This is a genomic window from Schlesneria sp. (genome assembly GCF_036405755.1).
GTDB lineage: Bacteria > Planctomycetota > Planctomycetia > Planctomycetales > Planctomycetaceae > Schlesneria > Schlesneria sphaerica.
This window is the reverse complement of record NZ_DASWWZ010000211.1, coordinates 1-16,554: the sequence shown is the minus strand read 5'-3', so window position 1 is coordinate 16,554 and position 16,554 is coordinate 1. Positions and strand designations below refer to the sequence as shown.

The 16,554-nt window shown below is 56.6% G+C and carries 12 protein-coding genes; 4 read left to right on the top strand and 8 right to left on the bottom strand.

The features are described 5' to 3' along the window. Positions 1 to 2,121, top strand: a 2,121-nt coding sequence (locus tag VGE80_RS07260) for a hypothetical protein (RefSeq protein WP_440592172.1), incomplete at its 5' end; no start/stop codon positions are given. A gap of 258 nt (positions 2,122 to 2,379) precedes the next feature. Here VGE80_RS07260 and VGE80_RS07255 read toward each other — a convergent pair. Then, positions 2,380 to 4,179 (bottom strand): S41 family peptidase, encoded by a 1,800-nt coding sequence (locus VGE80_RS07255; RefSeq protein WP_440592171.1) that lies wholly within the window; start codon positions 4,177 to 4,179, stop codon positions 2,380 to 2,382. Positions 4,180 to 4,286: 107 nt separating this feature from the next. Beyond that, positions 4,287 to 4,532 (bottom strand): carbon storage regulator, encoded by a 246-nt coding sequence (locus VGE80_RS07250; RefSeq protein ID WP_373649921.1) that lies wholly within the window; start codon positions 4,530 to 4,532, stop codon positions 4,287 to 4,289. Positions 4,533 to 5,595: 1,063 nt separating this feature from the next. Here VGE80_RS07250 and VGE80_RS07245 point away from each other — a divergent pair. Further along, positions 5,596 to 6,276 carry a class I SAM-dependent methyltransferase gene (locus VGE80_RS07245; RefSeq protein ID WP_373649922.1) on the top strand — a complete coding sequence of 227 codons (681 nt, stop codon included), beginning with the start codon at positions 5,596 to 5,598 and terminating at the stop codon, positions 6,274 to 6,276. Positions 6,277 to 6,428: 152 nt separating this feature from the next. Here VGE80_RS07245 and VGE80_RS07240 read toward each other — a convergent pair whose 3' ends face one another. After that, positions 6,429 to 7,244 carry a sensor histidine kinase gene (locus VGE80_RS07240; RefSeq protein WP_373649923.1) on the bottom strand — a complete coding sequence of 272 codons (816 nt, stop codon included), beginning with the start codon at positions 7,242 to 7,244 and terminating at the stop codon, positions 6,429 to 6,431. A 512-nt stretch (positions 7,245 to 7,756) separates the two neighbouring features. Here VGE80_RS07240 and VGE80_RS07235 point away from each other — a divergent pair. After that, the gene (locus VGE80_RS07235; RefSeq protein WP_397571752.1) at positions 7,757 to 8,551 is read left to right on the top strand and encodes a 3-keto-disaccharide hydrolase; all 795 of its coding nucleotides are present in this window, start codon (positions 7,757 to 7,759) and stop codon (positions 8,549 to 8,551) included. A gap of 611 nt (positions 8,552 to 9,162) precedes the next feature. Here VGE80_RS07235 and VGE80_RS07230 read toward each other — a convergent pair. The 5 genes from VGE80_RS07230 to VGE80_RS07210 all read right to left on the bottom strand — a co-directional run bounded on the left by VGE80_RS07230 (position 9,163) and on the right by VGE80_RS07210 (position 16,295). Further along, entirely contained in the window at positions 9,163 to 11,145 is a 1,983-nt protein-coding gene (locus VGE80_RS07230; RefSeq protein ID WP_440592170.1) for an FG-GAP repeat domain-containing protein, read from the bottom strand. 946 nt (positions 11,146 to 12,091) lie between these two features. Beyond that, positions 12,092 to 13,627: a sensor histidine kinase gene (locus VGE80_RS07225; protein ID WP_373649926.1), complete on the bottom strand. Its 1,536-nt coding sequence runs from the start codon at positions 13,625 to 13,627 to the stop codon at positions 12,092 to 12,094. After that, on the bottom strand, positions 13,611 to 14,264 hold the full coding sequence (locus VGE80_RS07220) for a response regulator transcription factor (protein ID WP_440592169.1): 654 nt from the start codon (positions 14,262 to 14,264) through the stop codon (positions 13,611 to 13,613). The genes VGE80_RS07225 and VGE80_RS07220 overlap by 17 nt, the downstream gene beginning before the upstream one ends. A gap of 328 nt (positions 14,265 to 14,592) precedes the next feature. Beyond that, entirely contained in the window at positions 14,593 to 15,366 is a 774-nt protein-coding gene (locus tag VGE80_RS07215) for an OB-fold nucleic acid binding domain-containing protein (protein WP_397571748.1), read from the bottom strand. Between the two features lie 290 nt (positions 15,367 to 15,656). Next, positions 15,657 to 16,295 carry an RsmD family RNA methyltransferase gene (locus tag VGE80_RS07210; protein WP_373649929.1) on the bottom strand — a complete coding sequence of 213 codons (639 nt, stop codon included), beginning with the start codon at positions 16,293 to 16,295 and terminating at the stop codon, positions 15,657 to 15,659. Between the two features lie 77 nt (positions 16,296 to 16,372). On the opposite strand from VGE80_RS07210, the gene VGE80_RS07205 reads away from it, so the two are divergent. Beyond that, on the top strand, positions 16,373 to 16,554 hold a 182-nt coding region (locus VGE80_RS07205; protein ID WP_440592168.1), incomplete at its 3' end, for a hypothetical protein.

Genomic DNA, 16,554 nt, shown 5'->3' with positions numbered 1-16,554 from the left:
GACGAGGAGGCCTCCCTGCCACTGCTTCCGCTTGAAAGTCTGCTCTATCATCTGGAGCGGGGACGAAGCGAATGGCTGTCTCTGGTCGGTCGTTCTCCCACTGTGTGGGGACGGCGCCGGTTTGGTTTGACACCACTTTTGCCTCAGATCCTGGTCAAGTCGGGCTTCCTGGCAGCCATGCACGTGGTTCTGGATGATGGAATTTACCCGGATGCCGAGTACACCAAACTCCGCTGGCGTGGTGTTGATGGGACCTTGATTGACGCCTTCAGCCGTATTCCGCTGGCGGCAGAGGGGGCCTCCAGCTACCTGCGATTCCCGGCGCGAATGGCTGAGTCCATGGATCAGGATCACGTTGCCGGTCTGATTCTGGCCCGCTGGCCTGATATCGAAGCACCCTGGTACCACGACCTGCGGCGTTCGCAGAAGTACGCCCCGTGTTTGGGGCGTTTCATCTCGTTCGATCGCTTCTTCGAAGAGACCGAACTTCCCGGTCAGCATAGTACTCATAAGCCGAACGAGTACTTTTCGCCGATCCTGATTCAGCACGTCGCGCGACGCGAGAAGGATCCGATTCAACGGTACACGCTGCATAACAGGCTTCGCCGGCAGTGGGACGCGACAGCGTGGTGTCATGCCGCCGCAGATGCGCTGATGAATCGTCCCATTGATGTTCAATTCGGCCGGGAGGTCGAAGCGGGACTCGAGTCTGCGCTGCTGGATCGGGAATTCTCCACGACAGAGCAACTCGAAGCAGACTTGCTTGAGGCGCAAAAGGGGGGTGCCCGGCGACTCGCGCGGATTATCATGCACGGGGCCACGGGAGAACGGGGATTCCTTGTTCTCAATCCCCTCTCCTTCACACGTCGCGTGGTCGTTCAACTGCCCGGTATTAAGTCTCCACCACCCATCTCGGGTCCCGTTAAGGCGATCGAGTTCAATCCGGCTCATCCCGAACTGACGGCCTGTGTCGTTGAGGTTCCTGGCAATGGATACGCCTGGATTCCCGAGGCCTCGCAGTCGCCCCGCCCGGCTTTGCCCAAGCAACCTCTCGCCGAAGACTGGCTGCTTCGTAATGATCACTTTGAAGTCGCGATCAATGAGCGAACTGGTGGAATCGCGCATGTGCGGCTGCATAACCAGCGAGCAAAACGGGTCAGCCAGCAGTTGTCGTTTCGTTTTCCTCGGGAGCGGGCCATTCCCGTCGTCGACCAACCGGGCGAGACCACCAAGTCGCAGTACGCGGAAATGCGATGTCTGGGGCACGAAGTGGTTCGCAGCGGCACGGCATGTGGCGAGATCGTCACCTTCGGTGAAATTATCGATCAAGCCAAATCGCAGCGTTTGGCAGCATACCGGCAAACGGTCCGAGTCTGGCGCACTCGTCCCACGGTCGACATTGAGGTGGAGCTGACCGACGTGGTCATGCCCGAGGGGGATCCGTGGAACAACTACTTTGCATCGCGGTTTGCCTGGAGTGACAGTACTGCGGTGGTGACCCGCAGTATCTACCATTCGGCCCAGAACTTTGCTGGCGAAAGATTCGAAACGTCCGACTACATCGAAGTCGCTTCGGAAGACGAACGCATGACGATTGTCCCGCATGGTCTCGCTTTTCATCGCAAGACCGGGGATCGAATGGTGGATTCGCTGCTGCTGGTCGCAGGAGATACCGTCCGCAAGTTCAAGTTTACGATCGCCATCGATGCCCTGTACCCGCTTGAAGCGGCCTGGAACGAACTGACTCCCGCACCCGTGGTGCCGACCGAAGTCGGACCCCCTCGAACAGGAGCGACGGGGTGGTTCTTTCATCTGGATTCTCGACACGTGCAGATGACTCGTCTGCTGCCGGTCGAAACCGACAAAACCCCTCCTTCGCCATTGGAACAGTTCGAACACACGAGCGTGCCGAATGATCCGGGTTTCGCGATTCGGTTGATCGAAACCGAAGGATTGTCGAAACCGGTCAAGCTGCGCTGCTTCCGGCAGCCAACATTCGCCCGCAAGCGAGACTTCCGGGGCGAGACCCTCTCGGAACTTCGCATTGAGGGGGATGCCGTGCTGATTGATCTGACGGCGTTTGAAATCGTCGACATCGAACTCCGTTTCGGTCAGGTGTGAATTTCCCGCCTCTGTCGTGACGAGGCCGTGAGCCTCGCCAGATCATGGCTGTGTGCGATCGTGCTCAAAGAGGGCGATGGCAGACAGTCATGAGTCGCGTTACCTGCAGGAGAGCTTCCCCGTCTTCGACATCACCCGAGCCCCATTGCTCCAGAGAAAATGCATCAAGGACGGACCTCTTGGTCCGTCCTTGGTTGTATCAATAGACATCGGCTATCCCTTGTCCGATTTGAGAATCATTCATTCGTTTCTGCCGCTTCATGCGGCAACGTGGGTGACGGGAGCTGTGCTGCTGGATCGTCGCAATCGCTCGGCCATGATCTTGGTTCGGAAATCCTGGATCTGTCGGATCCCCTCTTTCAGCACTTCGTCCTGTTCCTGATCTTCCGTCGACTTGGTCGCCACTTTGAAATCGGGCGTCACACCTGCTCCTGCCATCTCCCGTCCATCCGGACTATAGAACTTGGCGGTGGTCAGCCGCAGTGCGGCAGGAACCGACTGGAGCGGAAACAGCGTCTGAACGGTGCCCTTTCCGTAAGAGGTTTCTCCGATGATGACACCTCGATGGTTTTCTTGAATCGCCGCGGCAAAGATCTCGCTGGCACTCGCACTGTTATGGTCGATCAGCACGACCAGAGGGACACTCCACGTATTCGCATACTGAGCGACTTCTCGGGAGTTATCTGCTCGAGTCCGGCCACGCGTTTCGACGATCGTTCCCGAAGGAAGGAACTTATCAGAAAGCGCGATTGATGTTGTCAGTAGTCCCCCGGGATTGCCTCGCAGGTCCATAATCAGTGACTTCATCCCCTGTTTGTGAAGTTTCAGCAGTGCGGCATCGATTTCGTCCATCGTGGAATCTGCAAACTGTTCCAGTTTCAGGTAGCCAATTCCCTGATTTTCGTCCTCCATTCGAACATCGACGACACTGTGGAAGACGATCTTCTGGCGGGTGAGTGTGACTTTGCCCGAGCGGTCTCCTCGCGAGGCCTGAATCTGGATCGGGCTGCCAACAGGGCCGACGATCAGGTCGACGGCCTGTTGCAGGTCGAGCGACTTCAGATCCTTACCATCGACATGGGTAATCACGTCGCCCCGGCGAAAGTCGGCTTGTTCTGCGGGGCCCCCCTGCAGCAGCTTCAAGATCCGCAGACCTTTCGGATGGGATTCAATTTCGACCCCGATCCCCACAATGTTTTCGTTCAGTCCTACGCTCGGTCCTCCATTCTTTTCCGGCGGCAACAGCATTGAGAACTGGTCCAGACTATCCGTTGCACCATAGAGGAATTCGAGTCCCACGGCGGAAGGGTTCATCTTAATTGACCGGGCTGCCTGCTTCTGGACGTCTCTCATCACCATGATGGCATCGCTGGTACTTCGTACTTTGGCCTGACTTCGGATCCGCTCCAGATCGTCGCGAAACTTTTCCACCGCTTCTCCCGATCCCTGGACCTGTGCCGCTTTGATGAAGGCAGGAACCTCGAGCGCGTGGGACAGATGATTGAGTGCTCCATTCACCCGGCGGGCATAACTGGCCGGCGTGATGTGTCGTTCGTCAATCAATTGCGAAACCTCAGCGTAGAAGGATTCCGTTCCTTGAGAGGTTAGCTGCTCAAGCATCCGCAGAACGCGTGGATCCGAGTAACGCTGTCGTATCTTATCTGCGATTGACGGTTGAGTAGGGGCAGTCTGGTCGGGGGTATTCGAAGGTGGGGGCTGACGTTTCTGGGTCGCAACAGGCTCAGCCGATTCTGTCGGAATCAGCGACGGGCTGCTGCGAGTGAGAGGCGAGAAAAGTCCCCCTTCCTCCTGATCCAGATTCGGGTCGCTGGGGTAATAGGGTGAGGTGATGGGAGGAGCATCCTGAACCCGCAGACGGTCTGTGCGAGAGCGTGTCGCCACGTCATTCGACGGGGCGGTGCCTCGGTTGATAACGCCTCGTACAGGGGGGGCAGCACAGCGGGAACATCCATTCTGTACCTGTGCTGTCGCGGGAAGCGACAAGCTGAAAGTCAGTGCGAGAACTGACGCGATGGAAGCGGGAATTGGCAAACGCATGAACAGACCTCCTGATTGAATTCTTGCGATGAAGACCAAGGCAACGTCACATGAGCCTCGTGCCGTCTCATCGCTCCTGAATAGTCCATACCGTCCATCGAGTAGACTCAGTTGCACACCAGCAACGCTTCCAGTTCAGCGATATCGTACGATTCTTCACCGTCATCGCTATCAGCAACAAGCGTGGCTTCCGCAGGCGTTTCGACAGGAACGACTTCCCCTCGCAGGACGCGGACTGAAGCGGGGGCCTCGATCCCCAACTTGACGGACCCTTTGCTGGTCCTCATTACGCGGATCACGATGTCGGAACCAATCTTGATGAACTCGTCTCGTTTTCGCGTCAGCACTAACATGGCATCGACTCCCATTCTTGCAGTATTAGCCTGAACTCGTCATTCGCCTCCCTTGGCGAATCCGTCGTTCAACGAAAGGCTAGTAAAGCACCCGCCGTGCCAAACTCGTCGTTAGTGTCAATAGCGGTCTCGAACGGTGAATCAGAGGCGTTTTTCCCTTGAAAATCAGCTCAAACGGATCGGAACGGCAACATCCGCCGCCGGATTCGTGTAACCCATGCCAGTAAATCGAAGCGAGGGTGTAATTCTTACGAAAATCCCTTTTTGCAGCATTTGGGTTCAAGATTTTACTCTGCCACCGTATTCGATCCGCTACGGGAGTCTTGTCATCCAGGAGGGCCTTTACCTCGCGCGAGTGCAGAAGCTGCCGAGGAGGGGACTCTCGGACCGGGAGGGGTACTCTTGAAGTGGCGACGTCCCCTGGAGCAACTGCTGGGCGAAGGTCGTGAGAACAGCGGCTTACTCAGTACTGAGATACATTCGGCTTGTTTTCTCCATGGCGACTGCCAGCAGGTGTCAGAAGCTGGACGTACACCCGTCCGTCGCTGAAGCAGAATTCAGATGAGCGAGAGCGATGTTTTGGAGATTATTCACGCATTGAAATTTTGGACGCGGGCCCCTTCTGTCATTAACTCCGGGGAATAAGACAAGTTCGATCAGCACGAAGAGGCCGACCGCGATGACGACATCGACTCGCGTCAGTCTCGATCGTGAAGGGTGTTCCGATTGATAATCCCGGTACATATCGACGTCCCCTGAGAAGCTGATCTAAGTGTCGGTATCCCGTCTGAGAAGGTCTTTCCGTGGTTCGATACTGAGGTCGGTCCGTGGCTCATTCGTCGACAATGTTCGCCGTCGTCTGTTCAAGCCGGGCGATTCGAACTGTCTAAGAATCACATCTAATTCCTGAATCCGTTGAGGGAATTGTCTCGCATCCTCTTGTCACTATGCCTGAAATCCGAGTCTGATGCGATTGTGGACATGCTGTCTTTAACACCTGCAAAGTCGTTACCTTATGAGAGCTCGATGCGGCCCATTCATCGCGAACACAGAAAGTGACATTATGCTGGAACGAACTCTCGAGCCCGAAGTCATGGACTCGGAGGCGGAAGCCAGGGACTATGATCAGATGGATCATAGCCAGGTGAACCGTATCTTCGTCGAGGATTTTCTGTCATCGCTCCATCGCTTTGGAGTTGCTGATACCAGCGGCATCCACGTCTTCGACGCGGGGACGGGAACGGCATTGATCCCGATTGAATTGATGCAGCAAGGCTTTGCTGGAAACGTGACAGCCAGTGATCTGGCCGAATCAATGCTGGCCGTCGCGCGGAGGAATGTTCAGGCCGCGGATTTGTCGGCTTCGATCAATGTCGTGTTGCGGGACTGCAAACAACTGCCCGAGCCCGAGGCTACCTACGATGCTGTGATGTCTAACAGCATTGTCCACCATATCCCGGACCCCGGCAAAGTGCTGGCGGAACTCTGGCGAGTCCTCAAACCCGGGGGGCTGCTCTTCGTTCGCGATCTGGTGCGACCCGCCTCGATCGAAGCTGTTGAGAAACTCGTTCTCACCTACGCGGGGGACTCAAATGAGCACCAGCAGCGGATGTTTCGTGAATCGCTTCACGCAGCGCTCACGGTGGACGAAGTCGCTGCCATCCTTCAGGAACTGGGTGTCGATGCCAATTCAGTGAAACTGACCAGTGACCGACACTGGACGATCTGCTGTCGCAAATCTTAACGGCATGGGAAGTGGTGTGCTGACTGCGTTTCCCTCGCTGAGACCCCTGAACGGATTCGAGGGTCAACCGACCACATCCGGGAACATGATCATTCTCTGCTGCCACATCTCAACTACGAGTACCTGCCCGGGCGACTCCATCTCCCCAGGCTTCAGCTCGCGACGGAACCTGCTGCCGCTTTGACCGTCGATGCGACCAGGGGGAACTTCAATGTGAACATCGTCCCCGATCCGACGGCACTTTCGACCCGGATCCGGCCGCCGTGTGCCTCCATCACTTTCTGGGCCAGCGAAAGTCCCAGGCCGGTCCCCCCCTGCCCTTGATCGTCGGCTGTCTTCGTCGTGAAGAACGGCTCAAAAATCCGTCGCAGCTTCTCGGGTGGGATACCGCAGCCGCTGTCTTTGATACTGATTTCCGCCTGACCCAGCTCGCGATTCTGGCGGACTGCAATCGTCAGGTTTCCTCCCTGCTCCATGGCCTGCCGTGCATTCACGATCAGGTTCAGCACCACCTGCTGGACCTGACCCGAGTTCACCGCAGCAATCGGGTGATCGTCAAATTGAGTTGTCAGGCGAATCCGGTACCGCTGCAGATCCTTCTCGACAAGCACCAGCACGTCTTCGACCAGCGGGACCAGATCCATCGGTTCTCGACGGTCACTCTGCTGACGTGCGTAGGACAGCATTCCGGTCGTGATCTTTGATGCACGATGGCCTGCCGCCAGAATCTTCTCGAACGATTTGTCACGAATGGCCGGATCTTTATGCCGCACGCCCATCTTCGCGTAGTTGATCACCGTCATCAGAATGTTGTTGAACTCATGCGTGATCGAGGAGGCCAGAGCCCCGACGGAGCTCATCTTCTGTGCCTGCAGCAGTTGCTGTTGCAGTGACTGAATCTGCTGCTGCAGTTCGGCAATTTTTGCGGCTGCCCGTCGTTCGTCGAATTCGGGTGGGGTGGCCTTCATGTCGGAAATTACCTTGAATGAACACACAATCAATTTCAGACGACACGTTGACGCGGACAGATTGTGAACCCGCAATCGCTCTCATGTGGTGTATCGGAAACCGCGACGAGTCGACTTCATGCCGATGAGTCGGCGGCGTGTTGTCAGTCAGTCGGAATGAGAACGGGATTCCGCGTGCTGAAGTTGTGACAGGCAGGTAATTCAGGGAGGATGTGTCGTCTGTGGCTGTGTTGGACAGGCGAGCGTCGATTCCATGTCCAATCGCACAGGTTGCAGACGGATTCCATTCAAGATTAGGCTGACCCGATGACCGCAGTTCACGTGGATGGTCTCGTGGCGATCGAAGTGAAGGCGGAAAGCTTTCGATCGAGTTGAGTGCGGGGCAGCAGATCCTGCCATGGCGCGAGTCGAAGCTTGAACAGAGACGGCAGCGGAATCACATGCGAACATCGCACGGGAAGAACGTGCGACGTCGGTGACATCAAACTTGGCTTCAACAGGAAAAATAAACGATGCGCAATTTGAAATGGGTGAATGGTCTGGCTTTTCTGACATCGGTCCTGGGTGTCTCCGTCTGCGGTCACGCTGATGAGTATCTCAATGGAATCGAATGGAAAGAACCGGCTCTGGTTGTCCCGGGTGAGAACGGTGGGGCTCCGTCGGACGCGGTCATCCTTTTCAACGGTAAAGATCTTTCAGCCTGGCAGGGGGCCGAGAACTGGAAGATCGACAACGGTGCGATGGTCAGCGGCAAAGGTGATGTCCGCACAAAAGAGTCCTTCGGTGACTGCCAGCTCCACATTGAGTGGTCTGCTCCGACACCCGCTGTGGGAAGCGGTCAGGGACGGGGCAACAGCGGAATCTTTTTGATGGATACCTATGAGCTTCAGGTGCTCGATTCCTACGACAACAAGACCTATTCCGATGGTCAGGCAGGAGCCATCTACAAGCAGACCCCGCCGCAGGTGAATGTGACTCGTGCTCCTGGCACGTGGAACATCTATGACATCATCTGGACGGCTCCTCGCTTCAAAGAAGATGGTGCACTGGCATCGCCCGCCTATATCACGGCGCTGCACAATGGGGTTCTGATCCTGAACCACTTCGAGCTGAAGGGAGATACTCCTTTCCATCGTCCTCCGGCCTATACCAAGCACGCTGATCGTCTTCCGATCCGCCTGCAGGATCACGGAAACCCGGTCCGCTTCCGAAACATCTGGATCCGCGAAACGAAGCCCGTTGTCGGTAAGGCGGTGAAAAAGCCATTCCTGCGTGACGACAAAGGGAACGAAAAACCCATCGAGTAAGCATCAGGAAATTGGTCAGTACGACGGCCAGTTCCCGATGACAATCTGAATTCCGATGCCACTGTACGACCGTCTTCGGTCGTGCAGTGCGCTCTTCAAAAAACGACCGGCCCTTCCCAATCGCCAGCCAGAGACTGATAGGGAACTGGTATCTGAAGGGACTGCTCTTCCGAAGACTGCAGAGCAGTGGCATGTCTTGTCTCAGATCCCCTGCAAAAATTTCATATCCGTGGAATATCGAACTCCGATGCCACTGTACGACCGTCTTCGGTCGTGCAGTGCACTCTTCAAAACGACCGGCCCTCCCGATCGTCAGCCAGAGTCTGATAGGGAACTGGTGTCAGAAGGGACTGCTCTTCCGAAGACTGCAGAGCAGTGGCATGTCTTGTTTCAGATCCCCTGCACAAATTTCATATCCGTGGAATGTCGAATTCTGATGCCACTGTACGACCGTCTTCGGTCGTGCAGTGCAGTCTTCAAAACGACCTGTCCCTCCCGATCACCAGCCAGAGACTGATAGGGAACTGGCATCAGAAGGGACTGCTCTTCCGAAGACTGCAGAGCAGTGGCATTTCTTGTCTCGATTCCCCTGCTCTCGTGTGACAACAAAACTACCGCGTGCGGGGATTCCGTAAGTAGTAAAAGCGGCCGTCTTCGGCTCCGCCCAGAAAATCCGGGATCCCGTCCGCGTTGAAGTCGACGATGGCTGGACTGACATCGTGACCTTCGATGTTTTGCTGGGCGAGTGACCCGATATGCTCAAACCGCCACTGGCCGTCCACCTGCCCCAGGCCCCGGTAAAGATCTGCGTTGGTCGAATTCAGCAGGATGTCGAGGTTTCCATCTCCGTCCCAGTCGACGACGGCCAACTTGCGACGGCCGCTCCCTCCTGCCTTGCGATTGTTGAATTGAAGCGGCTTCCCGTCCCTGTCGGTGAACAGTCGGCGCGGAGGCAACAGGACGAGGGCACCGTCCCGCCGGGTTCGTTCAAACAGGACGAAAAATCCTTCGTGATCGAGCATTGCCAGGTCAGGGAGACCGTCTCCTGTGAAGTCGTGTACGACCGGTGTTGTTCGCCATTGAGTCACCAGCGCATTCCCTTCCGGCTCCCACCAGGTCCATGCCGGTTTGCGGGGGCCGTCCGTCCATTCGACTGTGACTGGGGTCGCCTCGGTGAACTCGGGAACTTCCCGCGTTCCCATGTTTTTCAACCACTGCACCCGGCCAAGAATGGAATTGAAGAGGATGTCGTTCAGGCCATCTCCATCCCAGTCCGCGACGTTGAGTGTGGTGTATCCCCATTTGGCTTCTGCCGGACCCTGGATGCTTCCATTGGGACCCGCCATCACGCGGAAGACCTTAGAGTTGAACTGCAGTCGACGTGGAGCGGCCCACTTTGGTTGTTCGATCCCACGACCGCTCAGGTTCTCGAAAATCTCGATATAGCCGGCTGTGTTTCCAGAGATGATGTCGATGTCTCCATCAGCGTCCCAGTCGATGGCGTAGGGGGTTGCCAGAGCACCACACTTGAGTGTGTCGGCTTCCTGCTGGAAGTAGCGAGGAGCGGCGAAGAGGGGCATGTGGCCCGTCGTGGGTTTCGCTTCCTGTTCCGGTCGAACTTCAGGAGTGACGTTTTCGACGAACGCGACTCGGCCATCTTCGTCGCCGACGATCAGATCCAGGTCACCATCCTTGTCCCAGTCGAAGGCGACCGGAACGATCATCTCCAGGTCCATCTTAAGTGGCGATCCATCCGCTTGAAGTACTTGGCGACCGGGTGCGTAAACGGGAGCAGTACGTGTCCCGGTGTTTTCAAAATAGGTGAATCCGTCCAGGAATTCGCCGCAGATCAAATCCAGATCGCCATCCAGATCGAAGTCGCCGAAGTTGGGCGACGGACAGCCGAACACATCGATCGGTCTGTCTCCCGCCATGACTTTGACGGGACTGGCGTATTTTGGTTCCTCGGTCGTTCCTTCGTTACGGTGCAGCAGGACAAAACCGTGCAACGGACCATTGGTCCATTCCCCTTTGGCATTAAAGGCGTCGTCCCAACCGTACTCGCTCCAGTCTTCGATCCCCGTGACGAGGTCGAGTGCCCCATCGCCGTCGAAGTCGACATATCGCCATTGGTTGTGTCGAACCTTGGGGCCTTTGGGCTGATTCCAGGCGGGGCGATAGAAGTTCGCCGGGACGGGAAGCGGCAATCGATCTTGCAGCCCTCGTGTCAGGAAATGGGGGTAGGAAAATCCGGGGGTGAGAACATACAGCTTCCCGTCAACGTAGCTGGGCATGACATAGTGTACGGTGGAACTCAGACGGGTCGCGGGGCGGAAGGTGGGCATTTTATTGACTGAGGTATCGCCCGAGTCGTTGATGAACAGCCAGACTCCGTTGGAAGGTTTGTCGGGGCACGAGACGATCAGGTCGTAATCCCCGTCGCCATCGGCATCGCAAGGAACGGGCCAGGCCCAGAGTCCGACCCCGAGGTCCACCTGCAAGCCGGGGTGGTTGTAAGGGAGCCTGGTGAGCCCCTGACCCCAGGCGACATACGGGAACAACAACAGACACAGCAGCGACAGCGAGGACTTCATCAATCGTAGGCTTTCCACTGTTCGACGGCTCGCTCAAGGGTGAGCAGGAATGGTTGCGGCTGGATCCGGAGAGGCTTCCGTCGAAGTTGACGAGCCACAACCCCGGCGGGAAACTGCACTTGAGAAGAGATCTTTTCAAATCCCGCGTGACATCGTACCCCGCCACAAGTCCCTTGATAACCCGCTGGGACGATTTAAGCCCCTCTTTGGGAATTCGCTACTGTCTCTGAGTCTCATGCGCGTGTTGGATGTCATTCCAGAGAATCGACACGGTTTGATTCTCGTTTTTCGGATGCCATTGAAATGCGCGCTGCAGATTCGTGAGCACCTTGAGCACCTAATCGTCCAAATCCCTGTTTCGCAGGGGTTTCAATTAGATGCTCAAGCGTGAGCATCTTGAGCATGTTGAGCATCTAATCGACCGAACGATTCCGCAGCAGGATTGTGCCGCTGTGTGTCCGGGCAACTCTGTTCGGATCGGTTGCATGAGGATTTCGCCTTTCACGTCGAGCCCGAAAGCGGCTGATTGGTACGGACAGAAAAAACTGGTCTCAGGAACCAATTCTGCCAGGCAAAGCCCGCAATCGATCCCCTTCGCCGATTGTTCCTGATCTTCTTTAATGAAAACAGAAAAATGCGTCAAGAGTAAGTGTCGTTCGGAAGTCGTTGTGACGGGTTGAGAATAACGCCCTCCTGTTCTGCTGCCGGGTCGGAGGCTTCGTGGGTTGCCTGCACTGCAAAGTTGCGTGTCGGCCGATGACGAGGTTCCGCTCGGAATCTGCGATTGTCGGGAAAAGATGTTAACGATGAGCGGCGCAATTAACGGATCAGTGCAACATCCCGGTGGTTGGAAGCGGAGGCGATCTGTGTGGAAATTCCACTTTCAGATTGGGGCACCATGAAAGCCGAATTGGCTCACGATCCCACAAGTTAAGCTTGCCCACAGTTAAGCTTGTCGCGGGAACCTGGCGACGACCTGAGTTCCGCAATCAGGCTGAGACTGAATTTCCAGCGTCCCACCGTGGGCCGAGATGATCTCGCTGGCGATACTCAATCCCAGACCCGTCCCCTGGTTGTCATCAAAGGTGCGAGCACGGTCGCTTCGAAAGAAGGGTTCCAGCATGTGCGGGTGATCTGCCTCAGAGATGCCAATTCCCGAATCAGAAACGACAAGCCAGGCCTGGTCATCCTTGGGGAAGACCGAGACGTTGACCGTGCCGTTCGGTCGGTTATAGCGAATTGCATTAGTGATGAGATTTGTTGCAACCTGGTTCAGACGCAGGGGGTCTCCGTAAACGCGTGCAGGTTGCCAGTCCGTTGTGAGTTGGATCGATCGCTCGACCGCAAGGGGTTCCAGCAGCGTCACGACTTCTTTCACAATCTCCCCCAGATCGAGCGAAATCTGCCTCAGTTCGAGCTGGCCCATGTCGGATCGGGCGAGAAGCATGAGGCCATCAATCAGTTGCTTCATTCGTCCGGCCGCAGTGACACAGGTTTCCAGGGCGCTGCGATAGTCTGCGGAACTGCGAAGCCGAGACAGAGTGTGTTCCGCCTGAGTCAGGATGACGGCGACTGGCGTCCGCAGTTCATGAGAAGCATCGGCTGTAAACCTGACCTGCCTCTCGAACGCTTGTTGCAGTCGGTCCAGCATGGTGTTGATTACGCGGCTGAGCCGTCCGACTTCGCTGGATGTGGCGGGTGAGTTGAGTCGCTGGTTCAACCGGCGCGACGAGATTTGCTCAGCCGTGGAAGTGATTCGTTCCAGAGGAAGGCAGATCCGTCGGGCCAACCACCAGGCGCCGGCGACTCCCACTGCCAGTGCCATAACTCCGAACGTTGTGACTCCGATCAGGAGTCGACGCAGTTCATCGTTCTCTTTTGCCATGGGACGTCCGACCAGGACTTGCTCACCGCGGGGGCCGGTGACGACGATTTCTGCATAGGGACCGTGCATTCGAGTGAGGTAGGGGCGGGGGCCGGTCAGAGACGACGGATCCTTCACGGGGGCAGCAAACGGAGGGTGAGGCATTGTCCCCCCGATATACTCGCCGTCCCGATCCCAGACAGCAAAGTAGGCATGATCACGAGGGGCCGGACCGAAGCGGTGCCGGTACGTCCTCGCGATTCTCAGCGATGAGAGCTGATCGTGCTTCTGCAGGTCCTGTGAAAGGAGTTGTGCGGCGCCGAGAAGGTCGGCTTCTACCTGGCGATGGGTGGCCTGTCTGACGAGCCAGTAGATCGACCCCCCGTACACCAAGACCAGCAGCGACAACAGGATCAATTGTGAGAGAACCAGATCGGTTCGAATCGATCGCGACCTGTGCCCCTCGTGTGGTTGTGTTGCTATTGAAGTGAGGGCCGCCGATGAGGTTGCAGCGCCAGCGCCGGGACTGGTTCGGTCGGGAAGTGGCGAAGAGTGAGAAACAGGGGTGGTCGATATTGCGAGTGGCTCACGTTCCGATGGATTACTGGGTGACGACATAACCCTGTCCCCGCCGGGTGGCAATGACGTCCCGGCCAAGCTTTTTGCGTAAGTTCGAGATGTGCACATCCAGCGAATTCGAAATGCTGTTGTCCGATTCATCTAACAGGTGATCTGTGATTTCATTACGAGAGACCACGCGTCCGCGATGGAGTACCAGATACTCCAGTACCGAAAATTCGCGTGCCGTCAGTTGTAGATCGACTTCATCCCGCAGGACGCGTCGACCTCGCAGGTCGACGACCAGATCCTCCAGCGAGATTGTCGACTGCGACTGACCGGCGGAGCGGCGAATCAGTGCTCGCAGTCTCGCTAATAACTCCACTCTTTCGAATGGTTTGGACAGGTAATCGTCCGCACCCAGATCCAGACCCAGCACGCGATCCGAAAGCGCATCCCGAGCGGAGAGGATCAAGACCGGAGTATTATGCGTTTCACGGAGGGATTCGAGCAGCTCCCACCCGTCCATTTGCGGGAGAAGAAGATCCAGAATCACGGCGTCATAGGGCCACGTCACCGCCTTCGATAACCCTTCGTGCCCATCGACAGCGACGTCGACACAGTAACCCGATTCTTCCAGAATCTCGCGCAATAGCCGGCGGATGTTGGGTTCATCTTCTATGACAAGAACTCGCACGCTGCGTTCCTCTCCTTGGCAGAGCTCATCGAATTGCCGCACGAAACAAGGCAAATGCCATGCCATGTTTTGGTCGTCAGAATGGACGACTCTCCTCACGTGACTCAATGGACTTGTCCCAGGAGAGCCGCTCGGGGAATTTATTTCGCAATCACGCCGAAAGAATCGCGAACGAAAGTAGATGATGAACAGGGACGGCCACATGGCTTTCGCGAGGACATTCTCGACGGCAGGATAGGACGTCGAGATATAGAAGTCCTGCGACACATGTGTCCGTCCCGAGGTGAATCACTGAAATGGAGAAGTTGCCAATGAGATCGCAATTACCTTATGGCTTCTGATTGGCTTCGAGCAATCTGCGAATTGCCCTCAGCTCTTCGAGGATTTCAGCGAAAGGTGGCGCATGTTCGTGGCGCCCGGGTTCGTCGCGTTCGAGGATTTTTCCGGTCGCTGACGAGGTAATTCTGTCGGCATGAAGGTGGATGTCTCCCTTCGGAGTCTCGTGTCGGCGGCCTTCGACCTTCACCTCGTCTCCGACTTTCGCGAGGGCTTGTAACTCCTCGCCCAGGTGTGGGGGAAGCTTGACTTCCGTGCCCTCCTCGAGAGCGAACCCGTCGACATCACCGTGCTTGTTTTTATGAAAGTCCCGGATTTTTCCGGCGGCCGACATGGGTCGTTCGGCCTCGCGCCGTGGGCCGTGGGGCGGACGTGGGCCACGGGGTGGTGCTGGTTCATCAATTTCGATCTTCGAATTCCCGCTCTCGATCCGCTCAGCACGGAAGACGGCTTCCCCTTTGGGGGTCGTGTGGTCATGTCCGTAAACTTTCACCTGGCTGTCGGGGGAGACGATTTTCTGAACCTCATCTCCCACGTGCGGCGGAAAATGAACTTTGGTTCCGTCCTCGAGCAGAAGACCGTCGACGTCGCCTCGACCGTTCTTCACGTAACTTTTGACGCGGCCCGTAACAGTTTTTGATCTTTCTTTCACTGCTTCGCTCCCCGGCGGTTTCGTTTCCTGGCCCGTTACCAATGGAAGTAGCCCAAGACCGCTGATTCCCAATCCCGCAAACAGAGTCAACGCCAGCCGATTTGTGCATTTCATTATGTATCAGCCTCTCATGATGCAATCCCGACACCGCTCAGGTCCACGCTGGACATAAGCGATGTCGCAGTACTCAATCATCACGATAGGCGCACAAGATTAAGCCGGCCTAAAGTCAATGATTATCATTCCAGTAAGGTTTGAGTGTGAGTAGGTTGCGATAATGAGAGGCTTTCGGAGGTCGTCAAAGACTGCTGCTGAATCGACGGAAGGCCAGTCTATTTTGCCACTGCCTGGAACCGGTTCCAGGTCGACAGGTCGTCCACGGAGCGTACGTGCGGGAGTCGAGTTCAGGCAGGATCGATGGTCTCGTCGCTTTCCTCATGCTCCGACGGAATGGCGGGAATCAGGTCCATCCGCTTTCGCATCAGGTGGATGTCCATGCTGGCGATGGTCAGGACCTGGGTTGTTTCCCAGGCGAGCGGCATGATGAATTTGGCATCGCAAGGGGTTCGAAGTACCAGCAATGCGTCGTCGCTGGTCAGCTCGCGGCGCGTCAGCCGATCGAGTGATCGATACAGCAGCTTCCCGGGGTGCAGGTCTTTTTCGATCATGAAGTAGGGGGGATCGAAAAAGATGACGTTGTACGGATACCAGTCTTTCCCCTGTGCTTTGAAGGAACAGCGGAGGCAGTCGACACGCCAGCAGAGGGTCCGGTCGGTCACCTTGAGGCTCTCGACATTCTTGACCAGCAGTTCATGAGCCCGATGATCCTGCTCGCAGAAGACGACGCTGGCCGCTCCGCGGCTGAGTGATTCCAGCCCCAGTGTGCCCGTTCCCGAGTAAACGTCGAGAACCCTGCTTCCCGGAAGTCGGTGCCGGATGTGGTCAAACAGCATGACCTTCGCCCGGTCAATAATCGGGCGGGTCGTCATTCCAGGGTTGGTGAGAAGCGTTCGTCGACGAAACTGTCCGGCAATAATTCGCATGCATGCACTTTCGGGAGGATCGAAAAGGGCGAGTATAGCAGATTGGCATTTCTGTCCCAATTCGCGGGAGACTGACCGTGCCGGGGATCGAGGAGGCTGCCGGGGAGGTTTTCCTCCCGGCTTGGCCGTTCCGCCAGCGTCACGCGGCGTGGGGCAGCGGTTCGCCGATCACCTCGATTCCGTCCGAACGGGAAATCCTACCTGCGGCCGGAAGCCATGCGGGATTCCTTGAGCTCTTCCCATTCATCCATGGTCATGA